Source organism: Bacteroides nordii, assembly GCF_019930665.1.
Classification (GTDB): domain Bacteria; phylum Bacteroidota; class Bacteroidia; order Bacteroidales; family Bacteroidaceae; genus Bacteroides; species Bacteroides nordii.
The window spans coordinates 3,260,783-3,287,281 of sequence record NZ_CP082886.1; the positions used below are offsets into that span (position 1 = coordinate 3,260,783).

The window sequence follows — 26,499 nt, forward strand, 5'->3', positions numbered from 1 at the left end:
CAGATCAGTTATTTACTGAAGGTAGCGGAGAGTAATCTTTACTATAGCGTAACATTTGCTCTGCATAACCTTCATCGTATGATACCTTCACATCAGTAATCGTTCCGTTTGCATCAGTAACTGCCTCATATTTAGGATTAACAAACCCTTTATATGGAGCCAGATTCAGTTTCTTATAACGTTCAAGCACTTCGGCATGAAGCACTGGATCTACCTTCACTGCATAATCTTCAACCAAAGCACGGGCAGCAGCAAAGTCACCGGTAGATTTAATACGCTGTATCTCAGCAAGCAATTCACCGAAAAGCTGACGCACCTTCTCGTAGTCATTCACGACAACATATGTTTTGCCGTCCTTCTTCACCAGTTCTACTACCTTATCGGCAGCCCCTTTCTCAAACACCCATCGGGCAATGAGCTGTCTGTTACGCATATGCGCCTCCTCCACTGTATTACCCGGCTGAATACGTACAAGTTGGGTCATCAGACCATTCATCAGATATGTATAGTATTGTGCTTTGTAAGCCTCGTCACTAGAAAGTAACCCAAGCTCAATCAACTTCGGATCAGCTACATAATATAAACCGAACAAATCGGCACGCGCTTCTTCAATAGTGGAACCATAAGCTTTTAATGCATCAGGATCCACTCCCGGAAGCAACTTACCCGAACCATGTCCCAAGCATTCATGCAGATCGGTATGTAATTCGTCCGTCAGGTCAGAATACTGGTCAATCAGTTCCCGTTCGGCATCACTATACACAAACTCTTCATTAAAACCATTGCCATGGGCAGCCTTATTATAAGCATCGGTAATATTGCCAATAGTCACAGACTTTGAACCGTGATGAGCACGAATCCAGTTAGCATTCGGCAAGTTGATACCAATAGCTGTTGCAGGATAAAGATCCCCTGCCAAAATAGCAGCAGTAATAACCTTTGCTGATACACCCTTCACTTCACTCTTTTTAAACTGTGCTTCCACCGGAGAGTGATCTTCAAACCATTGCGCATTACTACTGATAATTTCAGTACGCTGCGTAGCCACCAGATCTTTAAAATTGACCAAAGACTCCCAGCTCGCCTTCATTCCAAGCGGATCACCATAACTTTCCGTGAACCCATTTACCACATCGATACGGGAATTCAAATCCTTCACCCACAAAATGGCATATTCATCAAAGGTCTTCAAATCACCAGTTTCATAAAACTCAATCAGTTTGCTGATAGCAGCTTTCTGAGCATCATCTTCGGCTACACCTTCAGCTTTCTTCAACCAATAGACAATCTTTTCAAGTGCCTGCGTATAAAGTCCGCCTACTTTCCACACTTTCTCCTGAATCTTACCATTCTCCTTTACTAAACGGCTATTCAAACCATAAGAAACCGGAGTCTCATCTTTCGGATCTTTCATCTTAGTATAGAACGCTTCAGCTTCAGCCTGGGTCACTCCATCATAATAATTGCAAGCAGAAGTCAACACAAGATCTTCCCCATCAGCCTGATTGACCCGTTTGGGCATAATAGTGGGATTAAAAATCACCGGAAAGATCTCTTCGCACAGCTGTTCTACGGTTTGCCCTTCGACTAACGGAAGTAGCGCAGGATCTACACCTAACACTGCCTGTTTGAGAAAATCCTGAGAGAATCCGGGTACGAACTTCTCAGACCCGTAATGATGATGAATACCGTTAGAGAACCACACCCGTTTAAGGTAAGTCTCCATATTCTTAAAATCGGCACTGTTTTTATCACCTTTATAATTAGTATATATCGCTTCAAGCATCCGGCGGATACGAAGATTATATTTCCCATTCTGATCAAAAAGGATGTCTCGTCCTTCAAGAGCAGCCTCAGTAAGATAATAAACTAACTCTTTCTGTTTAAGCGACAGGTCCTCAAATCCCGGAACCCGGTAACGCAATATCTGTAAATCGGCAAATTGTTCCACTGTATAATCAAATTTATCTGCCTGAGCAGTTGTTTTTTTAGTCCCGCTACACCCTGTCAATAAAACAGCAGCAGTAGCAACTGAAATAATAAGATGATTTTTCATAAGTAGTATATAAGAGTTATAAAGTTATAGGATTATGTATAAGTTATATGAACGATCAATTCATAAATTATAATTCATCCCCCTCATCCCATCTTCTAAAAACATGAAAAAGGAAGTATCCCGAAACTTTTCGTCCGGAATATTTCCTTTTTTATTCAACTAAAGAAATACGTGATTACTTTTTGCTATTCTCAACGTGTTCTTTACGGTAACCATTAGGAGTCTTGCCTACATTCTTGTAGAAAGCAGCATAAAAAGACTGACGATTGGCAAAACCAACCATTGCACTGATCTCTTCTACATTCTTATCGGCATATCTCTTATCAGTCAAAAGATGAAGAGCATCCTTCACTCTATATTCATTCAAAAGACAAGAATAATTCTGTCCAAAACGAGAATTAACGACTGCAGATAAATAACGCGTATTCGTTTTCAACTCTTTGGCCAGATCTTTTGCTGAATAATCCGGATCTCTGTACTTCTTTTGAACGACAACGATATTCAATATCTTGTCATACAACTCATCTGCCAATTCCGGTCTTATTAAAGAACGGTAAGCAGCTTTTTTCTCCTTCTTCTCCCTCAGATTGTAAGGGCGCTTTTTTGGAGTCTCTTCCTGTTTTTTGTTTTCTAAATCACTCATTGAATTAACTGGTTAGGGTTTGTTTTTAATTATTGCTACAATGTAACAACATTATTATGTTACAAATTTCATACATTATTTTCACATACACAAATTTTGCGTATATATTTTTTATAGGAAAGTAGTTAAAAACGTCAAAATAGGGGAGAAGAAGCGCTATAATAAGAAACTTTAACTTTTTAGCATATCGTTTTCTTCCACGGAAAGACTTTATTTCTGTCCATCTTATACATACATATATGATAGATAAAAGAAAATAGTACCTTTGCAAAAAGTCTCAATATACGAACCATGATCCAAACGCTGAAGACCTACTTTGGTTATGAAAGTTTTCGCCCCTTACAAGAAGAAATTATCCGGAATCTGCTGAACCGGAAAGACAGTCTGGTACTAATGCCTACCGGAGGTGGAAAATCCATTTGCTACCAACTCCCGGCTCTGCTTTGCGAAGGAACTGCTATAGTAGTGTCACCACTCATTTCACTAATGAAAGATCAGGTAGAAGCACTCCGTGCCAACGGAATAGCCGCTGGAGCCTTGAATAGCAGTAATGATGAAACAGAGAATGCCAATCTGCGTCACGCTTGTATAGAAGGAAAAATAAAATTGCTCTATATATCCCCCGAAAAACTGATTACGGAAGTAGACTACCTGCTACGTGATATGAACCTTTCTCTATTTGCCATTGACGAAGCACACTGCATTTCGCAATGGGGACATGATTTCCGCCCAGAGTATGCTCAAATGGGAATATTACATCAGATGTTTCCGAAGGTACCCATCATTGCACTGACAGCAACGGCAGATAAAATTACCCGTGGAGACATCATTCGTCAACTGCATCTGACCGACCCGAAAATATTCATTTCTTCTTTCGATCGCCCCAATCTCAGCCTCACTGTAAAGCGCGGTTATCAACAGAAAGAAAAGAGTAAAGCAATACTGGAATTTATTGACCGCCACGCCGATGAAAGCGGCATTATCTATTGTATGAGTCGCAGTAAAACGGAGACTGTAGCACAGATGTTACAAAAACACGGAATACGCTGTGGAGTCTATCACGCCGGGCTTTCAGCATACCAACGAGACAATACACAAGACGATTTTATCAACGACCGCATCCAGGTAGTATGTGCCACAATCGCTTTTGGCATGGGCATTGACAAGTCAAATGTCCGCTGGGTGATTCATTATAATCTTCCCAAAAGCATCGAGAGTTTTTATCAGGAAATAGGTCGAGCAGGAAGAGACGGAATGCCAAGCGATACAGTCTTGTTCTATTCATTAGGAGACTTAATTCTGCTGACAAAGTTTGCCACCGAAAGTAAGCAGCAAACCATCAATCTTGAGAAGTTGCAACGTATGCAGCAATACGCCGAAGCAGACATTTGCCGCAGACGTATCTTACTAAGTTATTTCGGAGAAAAATCAGAGGAAGATTGTGGAAATTGTGACGTTTGCAGAAACCCTCCGGAACGTTTTGACGGAACCATTATCGTACAAAAAGCATTAAGTGCAATTACGCGTACCGGGCAGCAGATAGGTACAAGCATGTTAATTGACATTTTACGTGGATCTTTCTCCGCTGAATTAACAGAAAAAGGATATGATAAACTAAAAACTTTTGGAGCCGGAAGAGATATTCCGGCACGAGACTGGCAGGATTATTTGTTACAAATGTTGCAAATTGGGTACTTTGAAATTGCATACAATGAAAATAACCACTTAAAAGTTACGGAAATCGGAAATGACGTACTATTTGGACGTCAAAAGGCGAAATTAGTGATTATAAAACGAGACGAAAACGAAAATCGGAAAGGAAGAAAAATGAAAATTGTTACCAATCAGGAACTATCTTTAGAAGTATCTCCTACGAAAAATAAAGATTTGTTTGAAGCCCTGCGAAGAGTTCGTAAACAACTGGCAGACCAGGAAGCAATACCCGCCTACATTGTATTATCAGACAAAGTATTGCACCTGCTTAGTATTTCCCGCCCCATGACAATTGAAGCATTCGGAAACATCAGCGGTATCGGTGAGTTTAAAAAGAAGAAATACGGCAAAGAATTTGTAGAAGTAATACGCCAGTTCGAGTAGAAAGCCTTATACTATTTACATTGTTTCAATCTCTCATAGAGATCGGATTGCGGTACTCCAAGTGAAATAGCCTTTTCAAAATCTGTTTTGGCAAGACCTTTTTTCTTTTGAAGCAGATAGATATCGCCCCGAAGTAAATAAGCATCAATCAATGATGGCGATAAGCGGATAGCTTGTCCTAGATCAACAAGAGCCAATTCTACATGTTCCATTTCACGTTCTACATCGGCACGCGCCACATAAAGAGTCGCGTCATCCGGATTCTCAACCAGCAATTTATTAATTACCTCAAGCGCCTCGCGAAATTTTCCCTCTTTCTGTTCAAGAGTAGCCAACCCAAGGCGTCCACTATAGCTCTTCGGGTCAATTTCCAGCAAGCGGTCATAATCCGCACGAGCAGCTTTATAATCACGTCTGATCGTATAAATATAGGCACGCATCAACAAAGCTTCCTTATTCACTTTGTCGGCATCAAGAGCCTCACAATAATCCAGATAAGCACGATCCGTCATTCCCTTTTCCATATAAAGAGCGGCACGATCCAGCAAAATAGGCACAGCAGTAGGAGCAATGTTTAGTGCATAAGTATACGACTGAAGTGCATCATCATAACGCCCTAAACGTTTCTGTACTAATCCTAGATTCGAAAAGAGCAAAGCATTATGAGGATTAGAAGGTTCAAGTTTCATGGCCTGAACAAGGAGTTCTTCCGCCCGAACAAGGCTATCTTTCTCTATACAATCAATAGCTTGTTCCGACAACTCACTATAGGTTTGTGCCGAAAGCGATAAAGAGAAAAAGAGAAGAAAAAGGATAAATATAGATTTCATCTTAAATAGTGGTTAGTGAGTAGTGATAAGTGATTAGTGAGTAGTGATAAGTGAGTAGCAATGGGATAGTGAACGGTGAGACCCGCATGGCACTTATCACTAATCACTACTCACTACTCACTAATCACTATTTATTCAAGCGGATAAGCATCGAACGCAAACAGTTCTGTCGACAAATAACGTTCACCGGTATCGGGCAACAGTGCCACAATCATTTTTCCGACAAATTCAGGACGCTCTGCCAACTTTCGTGCCGCATAAACAGCCGCTCCAGAAGATATTCCTGCCAGCAATCCTTCCGTAGCCGCCAATTCACGCCCACCACGTATTGCTTCATCATCAGGTACTCCCATTACCTCATCCACTACGGAAGCATCATAGATCTTCGGAATAAAATTTGCACCAATACCTTGTATCCGATGAGGAGCTGCTGCTCCACCTGCCAGCACCGGAGAGGCAGCAGGTTCAACGGCCACTACATAAACATTCGGATTATGTTTCTTCAATGCGCGAGCCACTCCACATACAGTCCCACCTGTACCTACACCGGCCACAAAAACAGCTATCTGCCCATCTGTATCTTCCCAGATTTCCTCACCTGTAGTATGCTGATGCACTGCCGCATTAGACTGATTCTCGAACTGTTGAAGTATCACCGAACCGGGAATAGTTGCTTTCAGCTCCTGCGCCTTTACAATAGAACCTGCCATTCCTTTCAGCCCATCTGTCAGTACAATTTGCGCTCCCAGAGCTTTTAGCAGGTTTCTACGTTCCAGACTCATCGTTTCGGGCATGGTCAATATTAAATGATATCCCTTAATAGTAGCCACCATTGCCAGACCTACGCCGGTATTTCCACTTGTAGGTTCTATTATCGTTGCTCCCGGTTTAAGGATTCCACGCTCTTCGGCATCTTCAATCATCGAAAGTGCTACACGGTCTTTCACGCTTCCGGCCGGATTGAATGCTTCCAGTTTTGCTACAATACTGCCAGTCAAACCATGTTTTGTACTATAGCCAGACAACTCCATCAAAGGGGTATGCCCTATCAAACCGATCAGATTCTTTGCTATTTTTTTCATAATTACCACTGTTTTACGTCAGTTAATGCACAAAGATAAAGAAAAGTATAGTACCTTTGCCTACGTTCAATCTTTTTAAGTATATAGTATGAAAAGAAGACTTATACAATTCGTTACTACTTATTTCCTTTTTGTATTTATATTTATCCTGCAAAAGCCTGCATTTATGGCCTACTATCACATCTTATATGATAAGGTATCATGGACAGAATGGTTTAGTGTAATGTGGCATGGGCTTCCGCTCGACTTTTCGATGGCAGGATATTTGACTGTAATCCCGGGATTGCTGCTGATAGCATCTGCCTGGACTGATTCTAAAAAACTACAACAGATACGCCGCATCTATATCATAATAGTATCCATATTACTCTCCTGCATATTTATAAGCGATCTTGGATTATATGGTTATTGGGGATTCCGGCTTGACACTACACCGTTATTTTATTTCTTCTCTTCGCCCAAAGACGCACTGGCCAGTGTCAGTATCTGGATAGTATTGGGAGGTATATTGGGCATGGTAGTTTATGCAGCACTTCTCTATTTCTTATTATCTTTCATATTGAACAACGCCAAACGCCCCTTGAAAATACCTTTTCGCCGGGTAAGTGTATCCGGCGTTCTGTTATTGGCCACTGCCCTATTGTTTATCCCCATACGCGGAGGATTCAGTGTTGCAACCATGAACCTCGGAAAAGTTTTTTTCAGCGCCAATCAGAAACTGAATCACGCAGCCATCAATCCTTGTTTTAGCTTGATGGACTCTTTCTCCCGGCAAGTTGCTTTCAATAAACAATATCGTTTTCTGCCAGCCGAAGAGGCAGACCACCTGTTCGCAGCACTGACAGATAAACCTGTTACAGATTCTATCCCGCAATTATTTAATACCGAGCATCCCAATATTATCATGATAGTGCTCGAGAGCTTTTCTTCTCATTTAATGGAAACTCTCGGTGGAGAACCAGGCATAGCAGTCAACATGGACAAATTTGCCAATGAAGGAATTTTGTTCACCCATTTCTATGCCAATAGCTTCCGTACGGACCGGGGACTGGTATCCATCATCAGTGGCTATCCGGCGCAGCCTACCACCAGTATCATGAAGTATACACGCAAAACCCAAAGTCTGCCCTCTATTCCTGCCAGCCTGAAAAAAGCAGGATACGACCTGCAATATTATTACGGGGGAGATGCCGACTTCACCAATATGCGTTCATTCCTTGTTTCCACTGGCATTGAAGACATTATTTCCGAGGATGATTTTCCTGTATCCGAACGTCTCAGTAAATGGGGTGCCCATGACCACATCGTATTCAATCGAATGATAACCGATCTGAAAACCAAACCACAAAAAGAACCATTCTTCAAAATATTGCAAACATCCAGTAGCCACGAACCATTTGAAGTGCCTTACAGCAAACTATCCAACGCCAGACTAAACGCGTTTGCCTATACTGATAGTTGTGCCGGAGATTTCGTGCGTCAACTCAAAGAAACTCCGCTTTGGAAGAACACCGTGGTAATTCTTGTACCGGATCATTTGGGAGTCTATCCGGAGGATATTAACAACCTCTCACCTGCCCGCTACACTATTCCGTTGATCCTCACCGGAGGCGCAGTTAAGGAGCCCAGACAAATAACGACTTACGGTTCTCAGATAGATATCGCTGCTACTTTATTGGCACAGTTAGGATTGCCTCATGACGAATTTACTTTCAGTAAGAACATGCTAAACCCGGATTCTCCTCACTTTGCATTCTTTACATTCCCAAATGCATTCGGAATGGTAACACCCGATAACGCAGTTGTATTTGATTGCGAATCAAATTCTGTTGTACTGGATGAAGGTACACACAAAGGTGAAAATCTGGATAAGGGAAAAACATACTTGCAAAAGCTATATGATGACATTGCAAAAAGATAAGTTGTTCTATTCTCCCCTACCGACTCTAAATTTGAATTAATATTAAACAATATGACATACGGACTATTACAATCACTTGTTGAAGCAGACCAGAATTTATTACTTTACCTGAATGGATTTCACAATACATTCGGAGACTATTTCATGCCCGTTTTCACTGGAAAGTGGATATGGGTACCCATGTACGCAAGTATACTATATGTATTACTTAAAAATTTCAACTGGAAAGTCGTTCTATTCTGCCTCATAGGCATCGCGCTGACTATCACTTTCGCCGATCAGGTTTGTGCAACCGTCATTCGTCCCATCGTAGAACGCCCCCGCCCTTCCAACCCTGCCAGTCCCATTGCAGACCTCGTACATATCGTCAACGGAAGACGTGGAGGTGGCTTCGGTTTTCCCTCTTGCCATGCTTCCAACTCTTTTGGTTTAGCGTTTTTTCTGGTGTTCCTGTTCCGCAAACGCTGGCTCAGTATTTTCATTTGTACATGGGCAGCCGTTAATTGCTACACGCGCATCTATCTGGGATTGCATTATCCGGGAGATTTAGTGGTAGGAATGTTAGTAGGATTAGGTGGAGCTATGTTGATGTACTATCTGCTCACAAGAGTTACCAAAGAAGACTTCAGAAAAGCACGTCAAACACAAGTTATCATTTATACAGGATTACTAACGGTGATAGGCATACTGATCTACTCGACTATACAAGTGATATAATAAGAGACAGAAAAAAGAGGTAGACAGAATTTCTGTCAAGAGCAGATTTATTGATTCTTAACGAAACAAACTCAGTTTTTCGTCTTGCCGCATGTTGCATCGCAACACAATGGCACTTGCATCGCAACATAGTATGTAATCTAGCGCAACACGGCATGTGATTCACCGTAACATACCTTCTTATTTGGGCTAACATACCTTCTGACCGGTAATAAATACCCTATTCAGAAGCTTTATATAGGATATAGACACAAAAAAGGAGAAAGCGATAAACTTTCTCCTTCAAGTGTAATCTAACTGAATATATTTTATGATTACAATGGCAAAGATACGATTTTCAAAGGCTAAAGTCAAGCTTTAGGCCCTTTTTATTTTTGTATCGAGGTTCTTTTACTGATCATCAGCTCTTCTTAATATAATCAACCACCCATTTACCAACTTCTTTGGTTCCATACTTTTCACCACCTTCTACCTGAATCTCCGGAGTACGTACCTTTTCGTCCAGTGATGCATCTACAGCTTTGCGAATCAACGCTCCTTCTTCTTTACAGTCAAAATACTCAAACAACATAGCTACTGACAGAATTTGCGCCAACGGATTAGCAATATTCAATCCCTTTGCCTGCGGCCACGAACCATGAATAGGTTCAAATACCGGAGTACTTTCGCCGGTTGAAGCAGAAGGGAGCAATCCCATAGAACCACTTATAACCGAACCTTCATCCGTGAGGATATCGCCAAAAGTATTTTCAGTCACCATCACATCAAAGAACTTCGGTTCCTGAATCATTTTCATTGCTGCATTATCCACAAACATATAGTCAGTGGTTACCTCAGGATAAGCAGGCGCCATTTCTTGTGCTATCTGACGCCATAAACGACTGGATGCAAGAACATTTGCCTTATCTACCACCGTAAGATGCTTGCGGCGTTTCATTGCATACTCAAAAGCAACCTTCAGTATACGCTCTATCTCCGGACGAGTATACATATTCGTATCATAGGCTTTGTCATTATCCTGATATTTTTCACCAAAATACATACCTCCTGTCAGTTCACGAATACAAAGGAAATCAGCTCCTTCGACCAGTTCCGCACGAAGAGGAGACTTATGAACCAGGCATTTAAAAGTCTGCACCGGACGGATATTGGCAAAAAGTCCCAGCTTCTTACGCATAGCCAACAGTCCCTGCTCCGGACGAACTTTTGCTGTAGGATCATTATCAAACTTCGGATCACCTACAGCAGAAAAAAGTACAGCGTCTGCTTCCTTACATACACGGTAAGTTTCTTCCGGAAAGGGATCCCCCACTTTATCGATCGCATCTGCACCACAAATGGCGTATTCATAATTTACTTTATGTCCAAACTTCTCGCAAACGGCACTCATTACCTCTACCCCCTGTACGGAAATTTCGGGTCCGATACCGTCACCTGCTAATACTGCAATTTTAAAATCCATGTTAATTAATGATTAGTGATTAGTGATTAATTTTAGTGATTGATGATTAGTGATAAGTGATTAATACCATTCGGTATGATAGCGCAGCCTGCTAATCACTTCTCACTAATCACTAAAATTAATCACTATTATTAATATTCTTCTATTATATTCAGCATCTTAATAGTCGCCTTGATAGCCGCTTCTGTTTGGTCGGCATCCAAACCACGAGTACGAAACACTTTCTCACCAAAACTCCAGGTGATAACAGTCTGTACAAAAGCGTCAGTACGCCCACCGGGAGGAATACTTACTGCATAATTGATCAGCATTGGGAATTTCCGTCCCAGCGTCACCTTATAGATTTTGCGTAGAGCACGCACAAAGGCATCATACTGACCATCCCCCGACGAACTTTCCTCATGAATCTGCCCGTCTATCTCAACACTCAACGTAGCCATCGGCTTTAACCCATGCGCCAGCGTTACAAAATAGCTTTTCAGTTTTACTTTATTATTCATACCGTCGTGTTTCAGTACATCAGAGATGATATATGGAAGATCTTCCTGTGTGACAAGCTCTTTCTTGTCTCCTAATTCGATGATGCGCTCAGTCACTTTCCGCATAGACTCTTCGTCAAGCTCTAAGCCAAGACTTTCAAGATTTTTACGGATATTCGCCTTACCCGAAGTCTTTCCGAGAGCATACTCACGGATCCGACCAAATCGTTCAGGCAGAAGATCATTACAATAAAGATTACTCTTATTGTCTCCATCAGCATGTACCCCGGCCACCTGCGTAAATACATTTTCACCTACAATCGGCTTATTGGCAGGTATCACAATACCCGAATAAGATTCTACCACACGACTTACATCATTTAAACGACTTTCATCAATATTGGTAATAGCATTAAAATGATCTTTCAAGATAGCCTGCACACTTGCCAAAGGTGCATTACCTGCACGTTCACCCAATCCATTAATTGTTGTATGAAGTCCTTTAACTCCACTTAGTACAGCTGCAAGTACATTGCTCACTGCCAGATCATAGTCATTATGCGCATGAAAATCAAAGTGTGTATCAGGGTAGCGCTTCTTCATCTTCCGCATAAATTCAATGACTTGCAACGGATTCAATACCCCCAATGTATCAGGCAGCATAAAACGCTTGATACTTGTCTCTTTCAAAGCATCGACAATCTGAAATACATATTCGGGTGAATCCTTCATACCATTGCTCCAATCTTCCAGATATACATTGACTTCAATATCCAGTTCATTGGCATAATTCACTACGGCAAGTATGTCTTCGATATGTTCCTCCGGTGTCTTTTTCAACTGATACATACAGTGTTTCAAAGATCCCTTACACAACAAATTGATAACGCGGCATCCGGTAGCATGTATCCAATCCAGCGAAGTACGACCATCAACGAAACCCAGCACTTCCACTTTATGTAGCAGATTTCTCCGCGCTGCCCAGTCGCAAATCATCTTTACCGCATCGAATTCTCCTTCAGACACACGCGCCGAAGCTATTTCCACACGGTCTACCTTCAGCTCTTCCAACAGCAGTCGGGCAATCATTAGTTTCTCATGAGGCACAAAAGATACTCCACTGGTTTGTTCACCATCGCGGAGAGTAGTGTCCATGATTTCTATTTTGGGATGATTATTTTTCATCGTTATTTAATATTGTTGTTATCATTTTTATGGCACACGGACAACGGAATTAATTCATTTTCTTTCCCACGCCTCTATCTTATCCTTATTCGTCAACAAAAAATCGATATCGTCCAATCCATTCATCAGACAATGTTTTTTATATGTATTAATCTCGAAGTGTTCACTCTTTCCGGTAGCTTTATTAGTAATAGTCTGTTCCGGCAGATTTACTTCCGCCTCTGTTTTAGGATTTTTAAAGATAGAATCAAACAATTCCGCCAGAAACTCCTCTGTCACCACTACAGGCAATACAAAATTATTCAACTCATTATTCTTATGAATATCGGCAAAGAAGCTACTTACCACTACACGGAAGCCATATCCGGCTATTGCCCATGCAGCATGTTCACGGCTGGAACCCGAACCAAAGTTCTTTCCTGCCACCAATATCTGTCCTCCATAGGTGGGATTGTTCAACACAAAGTCTTTATTTAACGAACCATCCGGATGATAACGCCAGTCACGGAAGAGGTTATCGCCAAAAAACTTTTCCTCACGGGTAGTAGCTTTCAGAAAACGTGCCGGAATAATCTGGTCTGTATCCACATTTTCCAAAGGAAGAGGTACACATGTACTTGTTATGATATTGAATTTTGCTTTCATCTGTTTATTTACAATTTATTCCCTACGGTCATAAATATTATTTAATCTTTATCACATAGGTACGTTTACAATTTACGATTAAAGTTCTCTGGGATCTGTTATCACCCCTGTCACAGCTGCCGCAGCGGCTACAAGAGGACTTGCCAACAACGTACGTGCTCCCGGTCCCTGACGTCCTTCAAAATTCCGGTTACTCGTAGAAACTGAATACTTACCTGCAGGAACCTTATCATCATTCATTGCCAGACAAGCTGAACATCCGGGCTGACGGATCGCAAATCCGGCTTCTTCCAGTATTTTATCCAATCCTTCTTCCCGAATTTGCGCATCTACCATCCAGGACCCTGGCACCAGCCATGCTATCACATGTTCCGCCTTTTTCCTACCCTTTACCAGAGAAGCAAATGCACGGAAGTCCTCAATACGTCCATTGGTACATGCACCTAAGAATACATAATCAATCTTCTTGCCCAGTAACGGTTCGCCCGGTTTAAATCCCATATAATCCAGAGACTTTACAAAAGAAGTTTTGGTTGTTTCATTCATTCCTTCCGTAGTCGGAATGGATTGTGTAATGCCCATGCCCATACCCGGGTTCGTCCCATAAGTAATCATTGGCTCTATATCGGCTGCCTCAAAACGCACTTCTTTATCAAAAACAGCGTCAGCATCACTTTTCAGTGTTTTCCAATACTCCATCGCTTTGTCCCACTCTTCTCCTTTCGGAGCGCTTTCACGTCCTTTGATATATTCAAAAGTCACCTCATCCGGAGCCACCATACCACCACGTGCTCCCATCTCTATAGAAAGATTACACAACGTCAGGCGACCTTCCATACTCAAACTGCGAACGGCTTCACCTGCATATTCCACAAAATATCCGGTAGCACCACTGGTTGTCATTTTAGACATCATATAGAGTGCAATATCTTTCGCTGTCACTCCCTTGCCTAATTTTCCATCCACGGTAATGCGCATTGTCTTGGGACGAGACTGCAATACACATTGCGAGGCAAGTACCATCTCTACCTCACTTGTTCCGATACCAAAAGCAATCGCTCCCATCGCACCATGGGTAGAAGTGTGTGAATCACCGCAAACAATAGTCATTCCAGGCAAAGTCAATCCACGTTCGGGACCGACTACGTGGATAATACCGTTTCTTTTGTCCATCATGCCGAAGTGAGTCAACCCAAAATCTTTCGCATTCTTCGTCAAAGTATCTACCTGTGTTTTTGATATCGGATCTTCAATGGGTTTATCCTGATCATGTGTCGGCGTATTATGATCGGGCATACAATATATCTTTTCCGGACGGAAACATTTTATTCCACGTTCACGCAGTCCGGCAAAAGCCTGCGGACTCGTTACTTCATGACAGTACAGTCTGTCGATATAGAGCTGAGTGGGACCATCTTCTACTGTGGTAACCACATGTGCATCCCAAATTTTATCAAATAATGTATTCATCTGTTTATTTACAATTTAGCGATTTACAATTTACGATTAAAGTTACTTGGTGAACTTATTAATACAGTCGATATAAGCTTCTACGGAAGCGGCAATAATATCCGTATTTGCGCCAAATCCGTAATACATCTGGTTGTCATATTCTACCTGCATATGCACTTTACCCACATCATCACTTCCTTTACTAATGGCTTGGATAGTAAATTCTTTCAATGTCATATGACGATCTATTATTCGTTTCAATGCTTTGATAGCTGCATCAACAGGACCATTACCACTGGCGGCTGCTTCAAACTTCTCTCCGGAGATGTTCAGTCCCAGACTGGCAACTGACCGTACGCCTACCCCACTTGTCACCTGAAGATATTCCAGTTTAATACGATGATTCCCACTACGATCAGCTCCTGCCAATACAAGAATATCATCATCATGAATATCTTTTTTCCGGTCTGCAAGCTTCAGGAATTCCTCATATACCTTGTCCAATTTTTCCTGGTCAAGCGTTACACCCAACATAGAAAGACGATTTTTCAAAGCAGCACGGCCACTGCGTGCAGTCAATACGATGGAGTTATCATCAATACCCACATCCTTAGGATCAATAATTTCATAGGTTTGTACATTCTTCAGTACGCCATCCTGATGTATTCCCGACGAATGGGCAAAAGCATTACGCCCCACGATAGCCTTATTAGGTTGTACCGGCATATTCATCAAACTCGATACCATGCGACTGGTGGGATATATTTTCTGTGTACTAATGTTCGTTTCTATCTCGATTTCATGATGACTCTTGATAATCATTGCTATTTCTTCAAGCGCCGTATTACCTGCACGTTCACCAATACCATTAATAGTCACCTCCACCTGACGTGCACCATTCAGTACCCCAGCCATTGTATTAGCAGTAGCCATACCTAAGTCGTTATGACAGTGAGTCGAAATTATTGCATTTTCAATACCAGAAACATGATCTACCAGATATTTAATTTTCGCTCCATATTCCGAAGGAAGACAATAACCTGTTGTATCAGGAATATTCACTACAGTAGCACCAGCTTTAATAACCGCTTCTACCACCCGTGCCAGATATTCATTCTCCGTGCGTCCTGCATCTTCTGCATAAAACTCTACATCGTCTACAAAACGCCGTGCATATTTAACAGCAGCTACTGCACGTTCGATTATTTCTTCACGGTTAGAATTGAATTTATATTTAATATGTGAATCAGATGTACCAATTCCCGTATGAATACGTTTACGCTTAGCAAATTTCAATGCGTCTACTGCTACATCAATATCTTTCTGAACCGCACGTGTCAACGCACAAATCGTAGGCCATGTCACGGCTTTAGAAATCTCAATTACCGAATTAAAATCCCCCGGACTGGAAATAGGAAATCCAGCTTCAATTACATCTACTCCCAGTGTCTCCAACGCTTTCGCAACCTGAATCTTTTCCACTGTATTCAACTGGCATCCCGGAACCTGTTCACCATCACGGAGGGTGGTGTCGAAAATAAATAATCTGTCACTCATCTTTTATTGTTTTTAATCTGATTATCCACTATTAAAAAAGCCTTTCGCACCAGGAAGTGAGAAAGGCTTTCGTATATTTTCATCATACACATTTACGCGCGACACTCACTTCCCCCGACCTTTGCCAGCAGAATAATAATACCACACAGTAGAATATGTATAAATGATTGATTCATCTTAGTTATCTCTTTTGTTATTTAACGATGCAAAGGTAGAGATTATTTCTTTCCCACCAAATAAAACGTTACTTTTTTATTCAAAAAAATATCATTCTATAAGAAACAGGCAGTTTTAAGAATAAATATATAACAAAAAATCAGAAATAAAGCGTAAATCACACAAATCATTTTTTCACCACCGAGTTTCACAGAGGAACACAGAGTATTGATTATCCTTCATAAACAGAATAAACAAGAATACGGCTTATTCCTCTGTGAAACTCAGCGGTGAATAAAACGAAAGAATCCCCCTTCCATCAATCATCTTGACGAAAGGGGGATTCAAAAAACGGCGACTACCTACTCTCCCACTGTTACGCAGTACCATCGGCGTGATCAGGCTTAACTTCTCTGTTCGGAATGGGAAGAGGTGGAACCCTGATGCTATAGTCACCTGAAGAAGGTAGACATGTGTACAAAAAGCAATTCAGTCAAAAAGAACTAAACGTATATATAAACCATACAAAAAGGAAAGAAAACAAAAGTCAACGGGCAATTAGTAAGGCTCGGCTATGATATTACTACCTTTACACCTGCCTCCTATCAACGTCATCGTCTATGACGACCCTAAGAAATCTAATCTTGTGGCTGGCTTCGTACTTAGATGCTTTCAGCACTTATCCAATCCCGACTTAGATACCCAGCAATGCACCTGGCGGCACAACTGGTAAACCAGCGGTCAGTCCAACACGGTCCTCTCGTACTAGTGTCAGAGCCACGCAAATTTCATACGCCCACGATAGATAGAGACCGAACTGTCTCACGACGTTCTGAACCCAGCTCGCGTGCCACTTTAATGGGCGAACAGCCCAACCCTTGGGACCTTCTCCAGCCCCAGGATGTGACGAGCCGACATCGAGGTGCCAAACCCCTCCGTCGATATGAGCTCTTGGGAGGGATCAGCCTGTTATCCCCGGAGTACCTTTTATCCTTTGAGCGATGTCCCTTCCATGCGGAAACACCGGATCACTATGCTCTAGTTTCCTACCTGATCGACTTGTGAGTCTCCCAGTCAAGCGCCCTTATGCCATTACACTCTACCGCCGGTTACCAATCGGCGTGAGGGCACCTTTAGAAGCCTCCGTTACACTTTTGGAGGCGACCACCCCAGTCAAACTACCCACCAAACAGTGTCCTCGTAACAACGAGTTAGAACTCAAATAATCAAAGGGCCGTATTTCAACAGCGACTCCACAAATACTGGCGTACCTGCTTCAAAGTCTCCGGCCTATCCTACACATCAATTACCCAAATTCAATGTTAAGCTATAGTAAAGGTTCACGGGGTCTTTTCGTCCCATCGCGGGTAATCGGCATCTTCACCGATACTACAATTTCACTGAGCTCACGGTTGAGACAGTGTCCAGATCATTACACCATTCGTGCAGGTCGGAACTTACCCGACAAGGAATTTCGCTACCTTAGGACCGTTATAGTTACGGCCGCCGTTTACTGGGGCTTCAATTCAATGCTTCTCTTGCGATGACATCTCCTCTTAACCTTCCAGCACCGGGCAGGTGTCAGGCTGTATACGTGATCTTTCAATTTTGCACAGCCCTGTGTTTTTGTTAAACAGTTGCCTGGACCTATTCTCTGCGCCCCGCCATCACTGACGGGGACCCTTTATCCCGAAGTTACAGGGTCAATTTGCCTAGTTCCTTAACCGTGATTCACTCAAGCGCCTTAGTATATTCAACCCGACTACGTGTGTCCGTTTACGGTACGGGTACCTTTAAGATTAAGTTTAGCGGATTTTCTTGGGAGTATGTTTACACGCACTATTGGATTGTTCAGAAGAACGCTCCATACTATCAGGTTCGACTCTTGCGGTGGATTTGCCTGCCGCAATCAACATCTACACCCTTTAACGAACTATTCCGTCAGTTCGCGGCGCTGTCACGCCTCCGTCTCCACGTCACTCCTAAAGGTAGTACAGGAATATTAACCTGTTCTGCCATCGGCATCACCGTTCGGCTGAGCCTTAGGACCCGACTAACCCTGATCCGATTAGCGTTGATCAGGAAACCTTAGTCTTTCGGCGAGGGGGTTTCTCACCCCCTTTATCGTTACTTATACCTACATTTGCTTTTCCACACGCTCCAGCATACCTGACGGTACACCTTCAACGCAGAGTGGAATGCTCCCCTACCGATCATTACTGATCCCATAGCTTCGGTAAAACACTTGATGCCCGATTATTATCCACGCCAAACTCCTCGACTAGTGAGCTGTTACGCACTCTTTAAATGAATGGCTGCTTCCAAGCCAACATCCTAGCTGTCTTAGCAATCTGACTTCGTTAGTTCAACTTAGTGTTTATTTGGGGACCTTAGCTGATGGTCTGGATTCTTCTCCTTTCGGACATGGACCTTAGCACCCATGCCCTCACTCCTGTGATTGAACTAATGCGCATTCGGAGTTTATCAAGACTTGATAGGCGGCGAAGCCCTCGCATCTTATCAGTCGCTCTACCTCACATTAGTAATTCACAAGGCTGCACCTAAATGCATTTCGGGGAGTACGAGCTATCTCCAAGTTTGATTAGCCTTTCACCCCCACCCTCAGGTCATCCGGAAGCTTTTCAACGCTTATCGGTTCGGTCCTCCAGTTAGTGTTACCTAACCTTCAACCTGCCCAAGGGTAGATCACTTGGTTTCGCGTCTACTCCTTCCGACTATAACGCCCTGTTCAGACTCGCTTTCGCTTCGGCTGCACGTCTTCAGACGCTTAACCTTGCCGGAAAAAGTAACTCGTAGGTTCATTATGCAAAAGGCACGCCGTCACAACAAAAAGCTGCTCCGACCGCTTGTAGGCGCACGGTTTCAGGGACTATTTCACTCTTCTATTCGAAGTGCTTTTCACCTTTCCTTCACAGTACTGGTTCGCTATCGGTCTCTCGGGAGTATTTAGCCTTACCGGATGGTCCCGGCAGATTCACGCAGAATTCCTCGTGCTCCGCGCTACTCAGGATACCACTAGGGTTCAGATGGCTTCGTGTACAGGGTTATCACCGTCTATGACTGAACTTTCCAGATCATTCCACTCACCAACTTTCGTCCCAAAACGTGGTCCTACAACCCCAATTATGCCGTAACATAATTGGTTTGGGCTATTCCCCGTTCGCTCGCCACTACTAGGGGAATCATTATTTATTTTCTTTTCCTGCAGGTACTAAGATGTTTCAGTTCCCTGCGTTAGCCTACTGCAGTGCAGTATAATTGGTCTTCAACCAATTGGGTTGTCCCATTCGGAAATCCGCGGATCAAAGGTCATTTGCACCTACCCGCAGCTTATCGCAGCTTATCACGTCCTTCATCGCCTCCGAGAGCCAAGGCATCCGCCATGCGCCCTTTCTTACTTTCATTATCTTGCCTTTATACTGTTAAAACAACAGCGTACGGTTCGATATATACTTTTAGCTCTTTACTAAATTTACTTTTTTTATGTACAACATGTCAAAGATCGTTTCTTTTTAGTTTGTCAGTTTGTCTGTTCATTAGGTCGTAAGTTTTAAAACTTACCAACTCAGAAACATATAAACTCAAAAACCTAAAGAGAGTGGAGAATAACGGATTCGAACCGTTGACCCTCTGCGTGCAAGGCAGATGCTCTAGCCAGCTGAGCTAATCCCCCTTCGAAGAATTGAGAAGAAAGAATCAAGAACGACTTAATCACAAGGATTTATCATTTTCAACTTTCAATTGTCAATTCGAGAAGTAGTCCCAGGCAGAGTTGAACTGCCGACCTCTACATTATCAGTGTAGCGCTCTAACCAACTGAGCTATAGGACTAGTTCAAACTGAGCCTATTATTAGACCCGGCTTCTGTTTTCTCTTGTTTATCTCTATCTATACTTCTATAGATGGTTGATCTATATCTATAAATAAACAAGTACCAGTAGTACAGTTAGAACCTTAATAAAGTCATATGTCTTTAATTGTATGAACAATCAGAGTTGAATTGTCAACTGTCAATTGTCAACTGTCAATTAAAATCGCGGTATCGCTCCAGAAAGGAGGTGTTCCAGCCGCACCTTCCGGTACGGCTACCTTGTTACGACTTAGCCCCAGTCACCAGTTTTACCCTAGGACGCTCCTTGCGGTTACGTACTTCAGGTACCCCCGGCTCCCATGGCTTGACGGGCGGTGTGTACAAGGCCCGGGAACGTATTCACCGCGCCGTGGCTGATGCGCGATTACTAGCGAATCCAGCTTCACGAAGTCGGGTTGCAGACTTCGATCCGAACTGAGAGAGGCTTTTGGGATTAGCATCACGTCGCCGTGTAGCTGCCTTCTGTACCCCCCATTGTAACACGTGTGTAGCCCCGGACGTAAGGGCCGTGCTGATTTGACGTCATCCCCACCTTCCTCACATCTTACGACGGCAGTCTCTCTAGAGTCCTCAGCATGACCTGTTAGTAACTAAAGATAAGGGTTGCGCTCGTTATGGCACTTAAGCCGACACCTCACGGCACGAGCTGACGACAACCATGCAGCACCTTCACATTTGCCTTACGGCTGTTGGGTTTCCCCAACATTCAAATGCAATTTAAGCCCGGGTAAGGTTCCTCGCGTATCATCGAATTAAACCACATGTTCCTCCGCTTGTGCGGGCCCCCGTCAATTCCTTTGAGTTTCACCGTTGCCGGCGTACTCCCCAGGTGGAATACTTAATGCTTTCGCTTGGCCGCTTGCCGTATATCGCAAACAGCGAGTATTCATCGTTTACTGTGTGGACTACCAGGGTATCTAATCCTGTTTGATACCCACACTTTCGAGCCTCAGTGTCAGTAACAGTCCAGTGAGCTGCCTTCGCAATCGGAGTTCTTCGTGATATCTAAGCATTTCACCGCTACACCACGAATTCCGCCCACCTCTACTGTACTCAAGACACACAGTATCAACTGCAATTTTACGGTTGAGCCGCAAACTTTCACAACTGACTTACATGTCCACCTACGCTCCCTTTAAACCCAATAAATCCGGATAACGCTCGGATCCTCCGTATTACCGCGGCTGCTGGCACGGAGTTAGCCGATCCTTATTCATAGGGTACATACAAAAAGCCACACGTGGCTCATTTTATTCCCCTATAAAAGAAGTTTACAACCCATAGGGCAGTCATCCTTCACGCTACTTGGCTGGTTCAGGCTTCCGCCCATTGACCAATATTCCTCACTGCTGCCTCCCGTAGGAGTTTGGACCGTGTCTCAGTTCCAATGTGGGGGACCTTCCTCTCAGAACCCCTATCCATCGAAGGTTTGGTGGGCCGTTACCCCGCCAACTGCCTAATGGAACGCATCCCCATCTTTTACCGAAATTCTTTAATAATAATCCCATGCGGAAATATTATACCATCGGGTATTAATCTTTCTTTCGAAAGCCTATCCCCGAGTAAAAGGCAGGTTGGATACGTGTTACTCACCCGTGCGCCGGTCGCCAGCAATGTATTGCTACATCCTGATGCCCCTCGACTTGCATGTGTTAAGCCTGTAGCTAGCGTTCATCCTGAGCCAGGATCAAACTCTTCATTGTAAAAGTATTGTTGATTTACTATTAGACGATTGGAAATTTACGATTGAAATTACCAAAAGACAATAGCAAAGTCGTTGCTCTGTTCAGGATACCGTTATTTATTGACCTTATTTCAAATACCTATATATATAAGTATTGACGGTTCTAATTTCTCAAAACATTTTACTGTTTTGGACTTGTACTACTTGTATTGTTTATCAATTTTTCAAAGAACGCTTCGTTTTTTTAAATCGCTTCGTTTCAAAAGCGGGTGCAAAGGTAAAGGACTTTTTTATAACTACCAAATGTTTCTGGAAGTTTTTTTTTAGTTTTTTTTTCCGAGGATTCTCTAACAGCTCTCTTGCGAAAGGAGAAAAAACCTACAAAGAAAAAAACGCCTTTTCATTTGCGAATCGGACTGCAAAGATAAGAACTTTTAAACTTTAAAACCAAATCTTTTCAGAAGTTTTTTTTGTTTATTCGTTATCCGGTAATCCGCGCTTTCAATATGTCAATCTTAAAAGGCTTAGACTCTCTTGCTAAGCGGATGCAAAAGTAGACCTTTTTACAATATAAGCAAAATATATCAGGAATTATTTTAGAATAAAAAGAAATCTTTTTTGTAAGACGCTGATTTGCAAAGGTGTTGTAAAACATAAAAAAAGAAACAGGGAAAGAAAGAGAAAAAGAGGAACACATTATAATATATACGCGCGCATATGGATGCGCGAGAGAGAAAAAAACAAAGAAGGATAAAAAGGAAAGAGGAAGAAGGAGATACTTAAAATGAAACGGGAGAGATTTTGACAAAACAGGAAGGAAGAGGCAGAGGGAGAAAAAGCGGGTGTAAAATATTGGAAACAAGCGAAGAGAGACTCGTAGAGAAACGGGACGATCATCGTAGAGAAACGGGACGATCTCCGTAGAGAAACGGGACGTTTCTCGTAGAGAAAAAAAACAAAAAAGGCAATTGATTGAAAACCAGATAATTACAAAACACAAGATTGTACACTTATTTTATTAAGAAACAAGAGGAAAGGGAGGAAAACAAAAGAAAATAGAAATGGAAAAATACACACAGATACTAAGCTAAGATTTATAGTATAGACAACACATATATAACACGCAAAATACCAATATCATACTGGTAATAATATACCTTTCTTATAGTCACAACATCCGGATGTTCTACTCAAAAACACCCGGATGTTGTTATAGAAAACATCCGGGTGTTGTGGTTTCTTTATCTTTGAGTTATTCTCATATCGAAGCTATCGCTTACATATATAAAGGTATATTGCTAAGGATAAGAGCATTGTACAAGTTGGATATTCTCTATAAAAACAGAAAGAATACAAGTTTTTTTGTAGAATCTCATTTATAAGCAATGTGCTTCTCTCATAATAATGGCTTAATATGGACCGGCAAAGTGTATTTGACAGAATCGGATTGAAGAATATGAATGGAGGACGAGAAAAAAGAAAAAAACTTTCCTCTACGGTAAAACTATACAAAAGAAGAATAATACCGATGGAAAGGTTTCATTTGAAAGAACTTACCTAATTACTTATTGAACTAAAAATAAGTTCTCAAAATCTCTAATTAAAGTAATATAAGAATATAGCAATCCCCTCGAGCGCCTTCTTAGGCTGATCTTTAATCTCAATAACAAATTTGATTTCAGCTTTTGCCACACCGCGCAGATTGGTCAGAGAATGAAGGCTTGCCACCATACGAACACTCTGTCCGGGTAGTACAGCCTGCCCGAACTTCATCTTATCCATACCGTAATTTATCATCATCTTCAGGTTATTCACTTCAATAATCTGGTTCCACATATAAGGAAGCAACGATAAAGTAAGATAACCATGAGCAATGGTACTATGATACGGGCTTTCTACTTTGGCACGCTCTGTATCGACATGAATCCACTGATGATCCAAAGTTGCATCGGCAAAAAGATTAATACGTTCCTGCGAAACTTCCAAATAATCCGAAACTCCGATTTGTTGACCTACTAACTTTTCAAATTCCTCATACGAATTGATAATAACCTTCTCCATATTTCTTATATTAAATTGATATTTTACAAAAAAAACATTTTAGTACGTACTGTCACATACGTACTAAAATGCCACAAAGATATAATTTTTTTGGATTAAGCAGGAATTTTTATATGACAGACGTTTCGTATGCACTGGTCAACATTTCATAATCGGCATCTGTATACTCTCCTTTTTCCCGTACTTTCTGTGCTTGCTTGATGAAAGTTTCAACTTGTGCCAAGAATGCCTGATAAGCTTTCATATCGTTTTCGTGTCCAGCTACGACAGGAAGTTTTCTGGCTGCCTCCAATTGCCCGGTAAGTTCGGTTATTTTCAGGTCAATGCGTGCAGTTTCCATCACAACATGCTTACGGGCATACAAATTAATAATACTCTGCATCGTGGATGCCATTTTACGAACAGACATAATTTGCTCTTTCAACGGGCTGTCTGCCAGAAGCACCTGTTCAGCCTGTTCGGTAAAAGGACTCAGAATATCAAAAACATTCATTTTATACTCGGCCATCTCTATACTCAGCCGATAACTCGTTTCGAGAAGCTGGTTCGCCTTAGTATAATCCTTTGTTTTCAAATAAGACAAATAGGTATTGAAATTGGAATAGAACTGAGCTCTTGAACGAAACAGACCTGCATAATTCTGTTTCAGGTTCTGACGGGTCTCTTCGTTAAAGCAAGTACCCGGATTCATCAGCATCACAGTATCTTTCTCAGAAATGGCAGGAGGTGCAATGGGCGTAAGAGCAGGAGCTTTACCTTTCTGTTCCATATATCCCAGAACGGCATTTACGTCTTTCTCATTCACTACATCTTTCAATACACTAAGAGAAGTGTTGTAATACTTAACTACTTCCATTGCATCTTCTACATTTGCCGTACTCACAGAAGTAGTTGATTGACTCTTATTTCCTCCCGAACAAGAGGCCAGCAAAAAGGCACCGATCAGTGCTCCAAATAATAATAAATTCTTTCTCATAATTCTTTTCTTTAATAATTTTATAAACAAGATAAGCCAAAAGACAGGCGACATTGCACTAATAACAATATAAGTGACGTTTTGCTTTCGGATATTTTATAAATTTAAAAAAGAAGCAGATATTTATCATATAAACAAAAAAAGGCTACGCATCACGCGCAGCCAATCCTTGTTAACCTTAAATCTAATACTTATGAAAAAAACACTGTACAAAGATACCGATTCTCAGGAAATCAACAAATTTCAGAACCTTTAAAGGCCATATTATAACATGGTTTAATGGTAAAGAGATTGTGTTAACACTTTAGACTTATTACGTTAACAATTAACATATACATTCACAATCCGGAGAGGTAATATATGGACATAAAAAAAGGCTATCTATCCCAGACAGCCAATCTTTGTTAACCTTAAATCTAATACTATGAAAAACACAATACAAAGGTACGTATTTTTAGGAAACCTCCAAATATCCTGGCCATAACGGGGCTTATTATAACATGGTTTAATAGAATCGATCTGCCATTAACACATTCAGCGCATTTCGTTAACATTTAACGGATTTATAAACAAATGAGCAGATAAAAGAATGGCAGATGCAAAAGTCACTAATGAAAACGGAAATCGTATTAAACCGAGATATAGAAAAATAACTTTTTCTTATAGCTGATTGTTTTAAAAGGGAAGAACCCACATAAACCCATTCTATCATGAACAGATTTGAAAATAAAGTAGCCATCATTACCGGTGCAGCCAGCGGTATTGGAGAGGCAACCACCCGTCGTATCGTATCCGAAGGAGGGAAAGTAATAATCGCTGATTATTCCAAAGAAAAGGCTGACAAGTTGGCTGCCGAACTAACCCAGTCCGGAGCAGATGTGCGTGCCACTTATTTCTCGGCAACTGTACTTCAAAGTAGTAAAGAACTGGCAGAATTTGCCATGAAAGAATATGGACAGGTAGATGTACTGGTAAATAATGTAGGCGGAACTGATCCCAAACGAGATGGTAATATCGAGAAACTGGACATAGACTATTTTGACGAAGCATTCCACCTTAACCTATCCTGTACAATGTATCTTTCACAACTCATTATACCCATAATGAAGGTACACGGTGGAGGTAATATTGTTAATGTGGCTTCCATCAGCGGAATTACTGCTGATGCAAGCGGTACACTTTATGGCGCAAGTAAAGCCGGAGTAATTAACTTGACCAGATACATCGCCACACAAGTAGGCAAAAAGAACATCCGTTGCAACGCCGTAGCTCCCGGACTTGTACTCACTCCTGCCGCTTTAAACAACATGAATGAAGATGTACGTAATATTTTCCTAGGACAGTGCGCTACTCCTTATCTGGGAGAACCGCAGGACATCGCAGCTACTATTGCCTTTCTGGCCTCGGAAGATGCACGATACATCACCGGACAAACCATAATAGCAGATGGAGGACTGACCATACATAACCCGACAGTAGAATTGGCATAACCTCCTTCAACATATCATATACTATATTTTTCTTAAAACTAACCACTCAGCCTGTTTAAACTTTCCTCTTAAAAGCTCTCTTCAGCTTATCCCAAGGAAATTTTAAACAGGCTT

General features: G+C 41.9%; 15 protein-coding genes, 2 tRNA genes and 3 rRNA genes. 4 read left to right on the top strand and 16 right to left on the bottom strand.

Annotation, left to right across the window (positions count from 1 at the left end; all coding sequences use genetic code 11):
* Positions 1-4: 4 nt before the first annotated feature.
* Together K8P02_RS13010 and K8P02_RS13015 are read right to left on the bottom strand one after the other, a co-directional pair.
* Positions 5-2,056, bottom strand: a complete 2,052-nt coding sequence (locus tag K8P02_RS13010; protein ID WP_025868110.1) for a dipeptidyl-peptidase 3 family protein — start codon at positions 2,054-2,056, stop codon at positions 5-7.
* Positions 2,057-2,231: 175 nt separating this feature from the next.
* Positions 2,232-2,699, bottom strand: coding sequence for a helix-turn-helix domain-containing protein (locus K8P02_RS13015; protein WP_002560894.1), 468 nt, complete (start codon positions 2,697-2,699; stop codon positions 2,232-2,234).
* A 291-nt stretch (positions 2,700-2,990) separates the two neighbouring features.
* Between K8P02_RS13015 and recQ the strand changes: the two genes are divergently transcribed.
* A complete protein-coding gene (gene recQ, locus K8P02_RS13020) occupies positions 2,991-4,796 on the top strand; it encodes a DNA helicase RecQ (protein ID WP_223381346.1) in 1,806 nt (601 codons plus the stop codon).
* 11 nt (positions 4,797-4,807) lie between these two features.
* Here recQ and K8P02_RS13025 read toward each other — a convergent pair whose 3' ends face one another.
* Both K8P02_RS13025 and cysK read right to left on the bottom strand, forming a co-directional pair.
* Positions 4,808-5,626, bottom strand: coding sequence for a tetratricopeptide repeat protein (locus tag K8P02_RS13025; RefSeq protein ID WP_025868109.1), 819 nt, complete (start codon positions 5,624-5,626; stop codon positions 4,808-4,810).
* Positions 5,627-5,757: 131 nt separating this feature from the next.
* Positions 5,758-6,708 carry a cysteine synthase A gene (cysK, locus tag K8P02_RS13030; protein ID WP_025868108.1) on the bottom strand — a complete coding sequence of 317 codons (951 nt, stop codon included), beginning with the start codon at positions 6,706-6,708 and terminating at the stop codon, positions 5,758-5,760.
* A gap of 88 nt (positions 6,709-6,796) precedes the next feature.
* Here cysK and K8P02_RS13035 point away from each other — a divergent pair, with 88 nt between their 5' ends.
* Positions 6,797-8,629, top strand: a complete 1,833-nt coding sequence (locus K8P02_RS13035; protein ID WP_025868107.1) for an LTA synthase family protein — start codon at positions 6,797-6,799, stop codon at positions 8,627-8,629.
* Positions 8,630-8,680: 51 nt separating this feature from the next.
* On the top strand, positions 8,681-9,346 hold the full coding sequence (locus tag K8P02_RS13040) for a phosphatase PAP2 family protein (protein ID WP_025868106.1): 666 nt from the start codon (positions 8,681-8,683) through the stop codon (positions 9,344-9,346).
* A gap of 400 nt (positions 9,347-9,746) precedes the next feature.
* Here K8P02_RS13040 and leuB read toward each other — a convergent pair whose 3' ends face one another.
* From leuB to K8P02_RS13100, 12 genes are all read right to left on the bottom strand, one after another.
* On the bottom strand, positions 9,747-10,808 hold the full coding sequence (gene leuB, locus K8P02_RS13045; protein WP_002560888.1) for a 3-isopropylmalate dehydrogenase: 1,062 nt from the start codon (positions 10,806-10,808) through the stop codon (positions 9,747-9,749).
* A 131-nt stretch (positions 10,809-10,939) separates the two neighbouring features.
* On the bottom strand, positions 10,940-12,472 hold the full coding sequence (locus K8P02_RS13050; RefSeq protein ID WP_002560887.1) for an alpha-isopropylmalate synthase regulatory domain-containing protein: 1,533 nt from the start codon (positions 12,470-12,472) through the stop codon (positions 10,940-10,942).
* Between the two features lie 54 nt (positions 12,473-12,526).
* Complete coding sequence (leuD, locus tag K8P02_RS13055) at positions 12,527-13,117, bottom strand: 3-isopropylmalate dehydratase small subunit (RefSeq protein ID WP_223381348.1); 591 nt, start codon at positions 13,115-13,117, stop codon at positions 12,527-12,529.
* A gap of 78 nt (positions 13,118-13,195) precedes the next feature.
* Positions 13,196-14,587 carry a 3-isopropylmalate dehydratase large subunit gene (leuC, locus tag K8P02_RS13060; RefSeq protein ID WP_122202362.1) on the bottom strand — a complete coding sequence of 464 codons (1,392 nt, stop codon included), beginning with the start codon at positions 14,585-14,587 and terminating at the stop codon, positions 13,196-13,198.
* Between the two features lie 42 nt (positions 14,588-14,629).
* Entirely contained in the window at positions 14,630-16,126 is a 1,497-nt protein-coding gene (locus K8P02_RS13065) for a 2-isopropylmalate synthase (protein ID WP_002560884.1), read from the bottom strand.
* A 505-nt stretch (positions 16,127-16,631) separates the two neighbouring features.
* Positions 16,632-16,742: ribosomal RNA gene (gene rrf / locus K8P02_RS13070) — 5S ribosomal RNA — on the bottom strand.
* A 78-nt stretch (positions 16,743-16,820) separates the two neighbouring features.
* Positions 16,821-19,707 (bottom strand): 23S ribosomal RNA (locus K8P02_RS13075).
* 195 nt (positions 19,708-19,902) lie between these two features.
* Positions 19,903-19,976 (bottom strand) — tRNA-Ala (locus K8P02_RS13080).
* Positions 19,977-20,060: 84 nt separating this feature from the next.
* Positions 20,061-20,134 (bottom strand) — tRNA-Ile (locus tag K8P02_RS13085).
* A 220-nt stretch (positions 20,135-20,354) separates the two neighbouring features.
* Positions 20,355-21,877, bottom strand: a 16S ribosomal RNA gene (locus K8P02_RS13090).
* Together the 16S, 23S and 5S rRNA genes with 2 tRNA genes alongside form the textbook arrangement of a ribosomal RNA operon.
* Positions 21,878-23,454: 1,577 nt before the next feature.
* Positions 23,455-23,919, bottom strand: coding sequence for a MaoC family dehydratase (locus K8P02_RS13095; protein WP_002562392.1), 465 nt, complete (start codon positions 23,917-23,919; stop codon positions 23,455-23,457).
* Positions 23,920-24,028: 109 nt separating this feature from the next.
* A complete protein-coding gene (locus tag K8P02_RS13100; protein WP_025866755.1) occupies positions 24,029-24,895 on the bottom strand; it encodes a DUF6845 domain-containing protein in 867 nt (288 codons plus the stop codon).
* A 710-nt stretch (positions 24,896-25,605) separates the two neighbouring features.
* Here K8P02_RS13100 and hdhA point away from each other — a divergent pair.
* Complete coding sequence (gene hdhA, locus K8P02_RS13105) at positions 25,606-26,385, top strand: 7alpha-hydroxysteroid dehydrogenase (protein WP_007487134.1); 780 nt, start codon at positions 25,606-25,608, stop codon at positions 26,383-26,385.
* Positions 26,386-26,499: the final 114 nt, after the last annotated feature.

Coding starts and splice junctions, on each gene's coding strand:
- K8P02_RS13010 (WP_025868110.1), bottom strand. CDS start 2,056: ATGAAAAATCATCTTATTATTTCAGTTGCTACTGCTGCTGTTTTATTG.
- K8P02_RS13035 (WP_025868107.1), top strand. CDS start 6,797: ATGAAAAGAAGACTTATACAATTCGTTACTACTTATTTCCTTTTTGTA.
- K8P02_RS13025 (WP_025868109.1), bottom strand. CDS start 5,626: ATGAAATCTATATTTATCCTTTTTCTTCTCTTTTTCTCTTTATCGCTT.
- leuD (WP_223381348.1), bottom strand. CDS start 13,117: ATGAAAGCAAAATTCAATATCATAACAAGTACATGTGTACCTCTTCCT.
- hdhA (WP_007487134.1), top strand. CDS start 25,606: ATGAACAGATTTGAAAATAAAGTAGCCATCATTACCGGTGCAGCCAGC.
- recQ (WP_223381346.1), top strand. CDS start 2,991: ATGATCCAAACGCTGAAGACCTACTTTGGTTATGAAAGTTTTCGCCCC.
- K8P02_RS13065 (WP_002560884.1), bottom strand. CDS start 16,126: ATGAGTGACAGATTATTTATTTTCGACACCACCCTCCGTGATGGTGAA.
- K8P02_RS13015 (WP_002560894.1), bottom strand. CDS start 2,699: ATGAGTGATTTAGAAAACAAAAAACAGGAAGAGACTCCAAAAAAGCGC.
- K8P02_RS13100 (WP_025866755.1), bottom strand. CDS start 24,895: ATGAGAAAGAATTTATTATTATTTGGAGCACTGATCGGTGCCTTTTTG.
- cysK (WP_025868108.1), bottom strand. CDS start 6,708: ATGAAAAAAATAGCAAAGAATCTGATCGGTTTGATAGGGCATACCCCT.
- leuC (WP_122202362.1), bottom strand. CDS start 14,587: ATGAATACATTATTTGATAAAATTTGGGATGCACATGTGGTTACCACA.
- K8P02_RS13095 (WP_002562392.1), bottom strand. CDS start 23,919: ATGGAGAAGGTTATTATCAATTCGTATGAGGAATTTGAAAAGTTAGTA.
- K8P02_RS13050 (WP_002560887.1), bottom strand. CDS start 12,472: ATGAAAAATAATCATCCCAAAATAGAAATCATGGACACTACTCTCCGC.
- K8P02_RS13040 (WP_025868106.1), top strand. CDS start 8,681: ATGACATACGGACTATTACAATCACTTGTTGAAGCAGACCAGAATTTA.
- leuB (WP_002560888.1), bottom strand. CDS start 10,808: ATGGATTTTAAAATTGCAGTATTAGCAGGTGACGGTATCGGACCCGAA.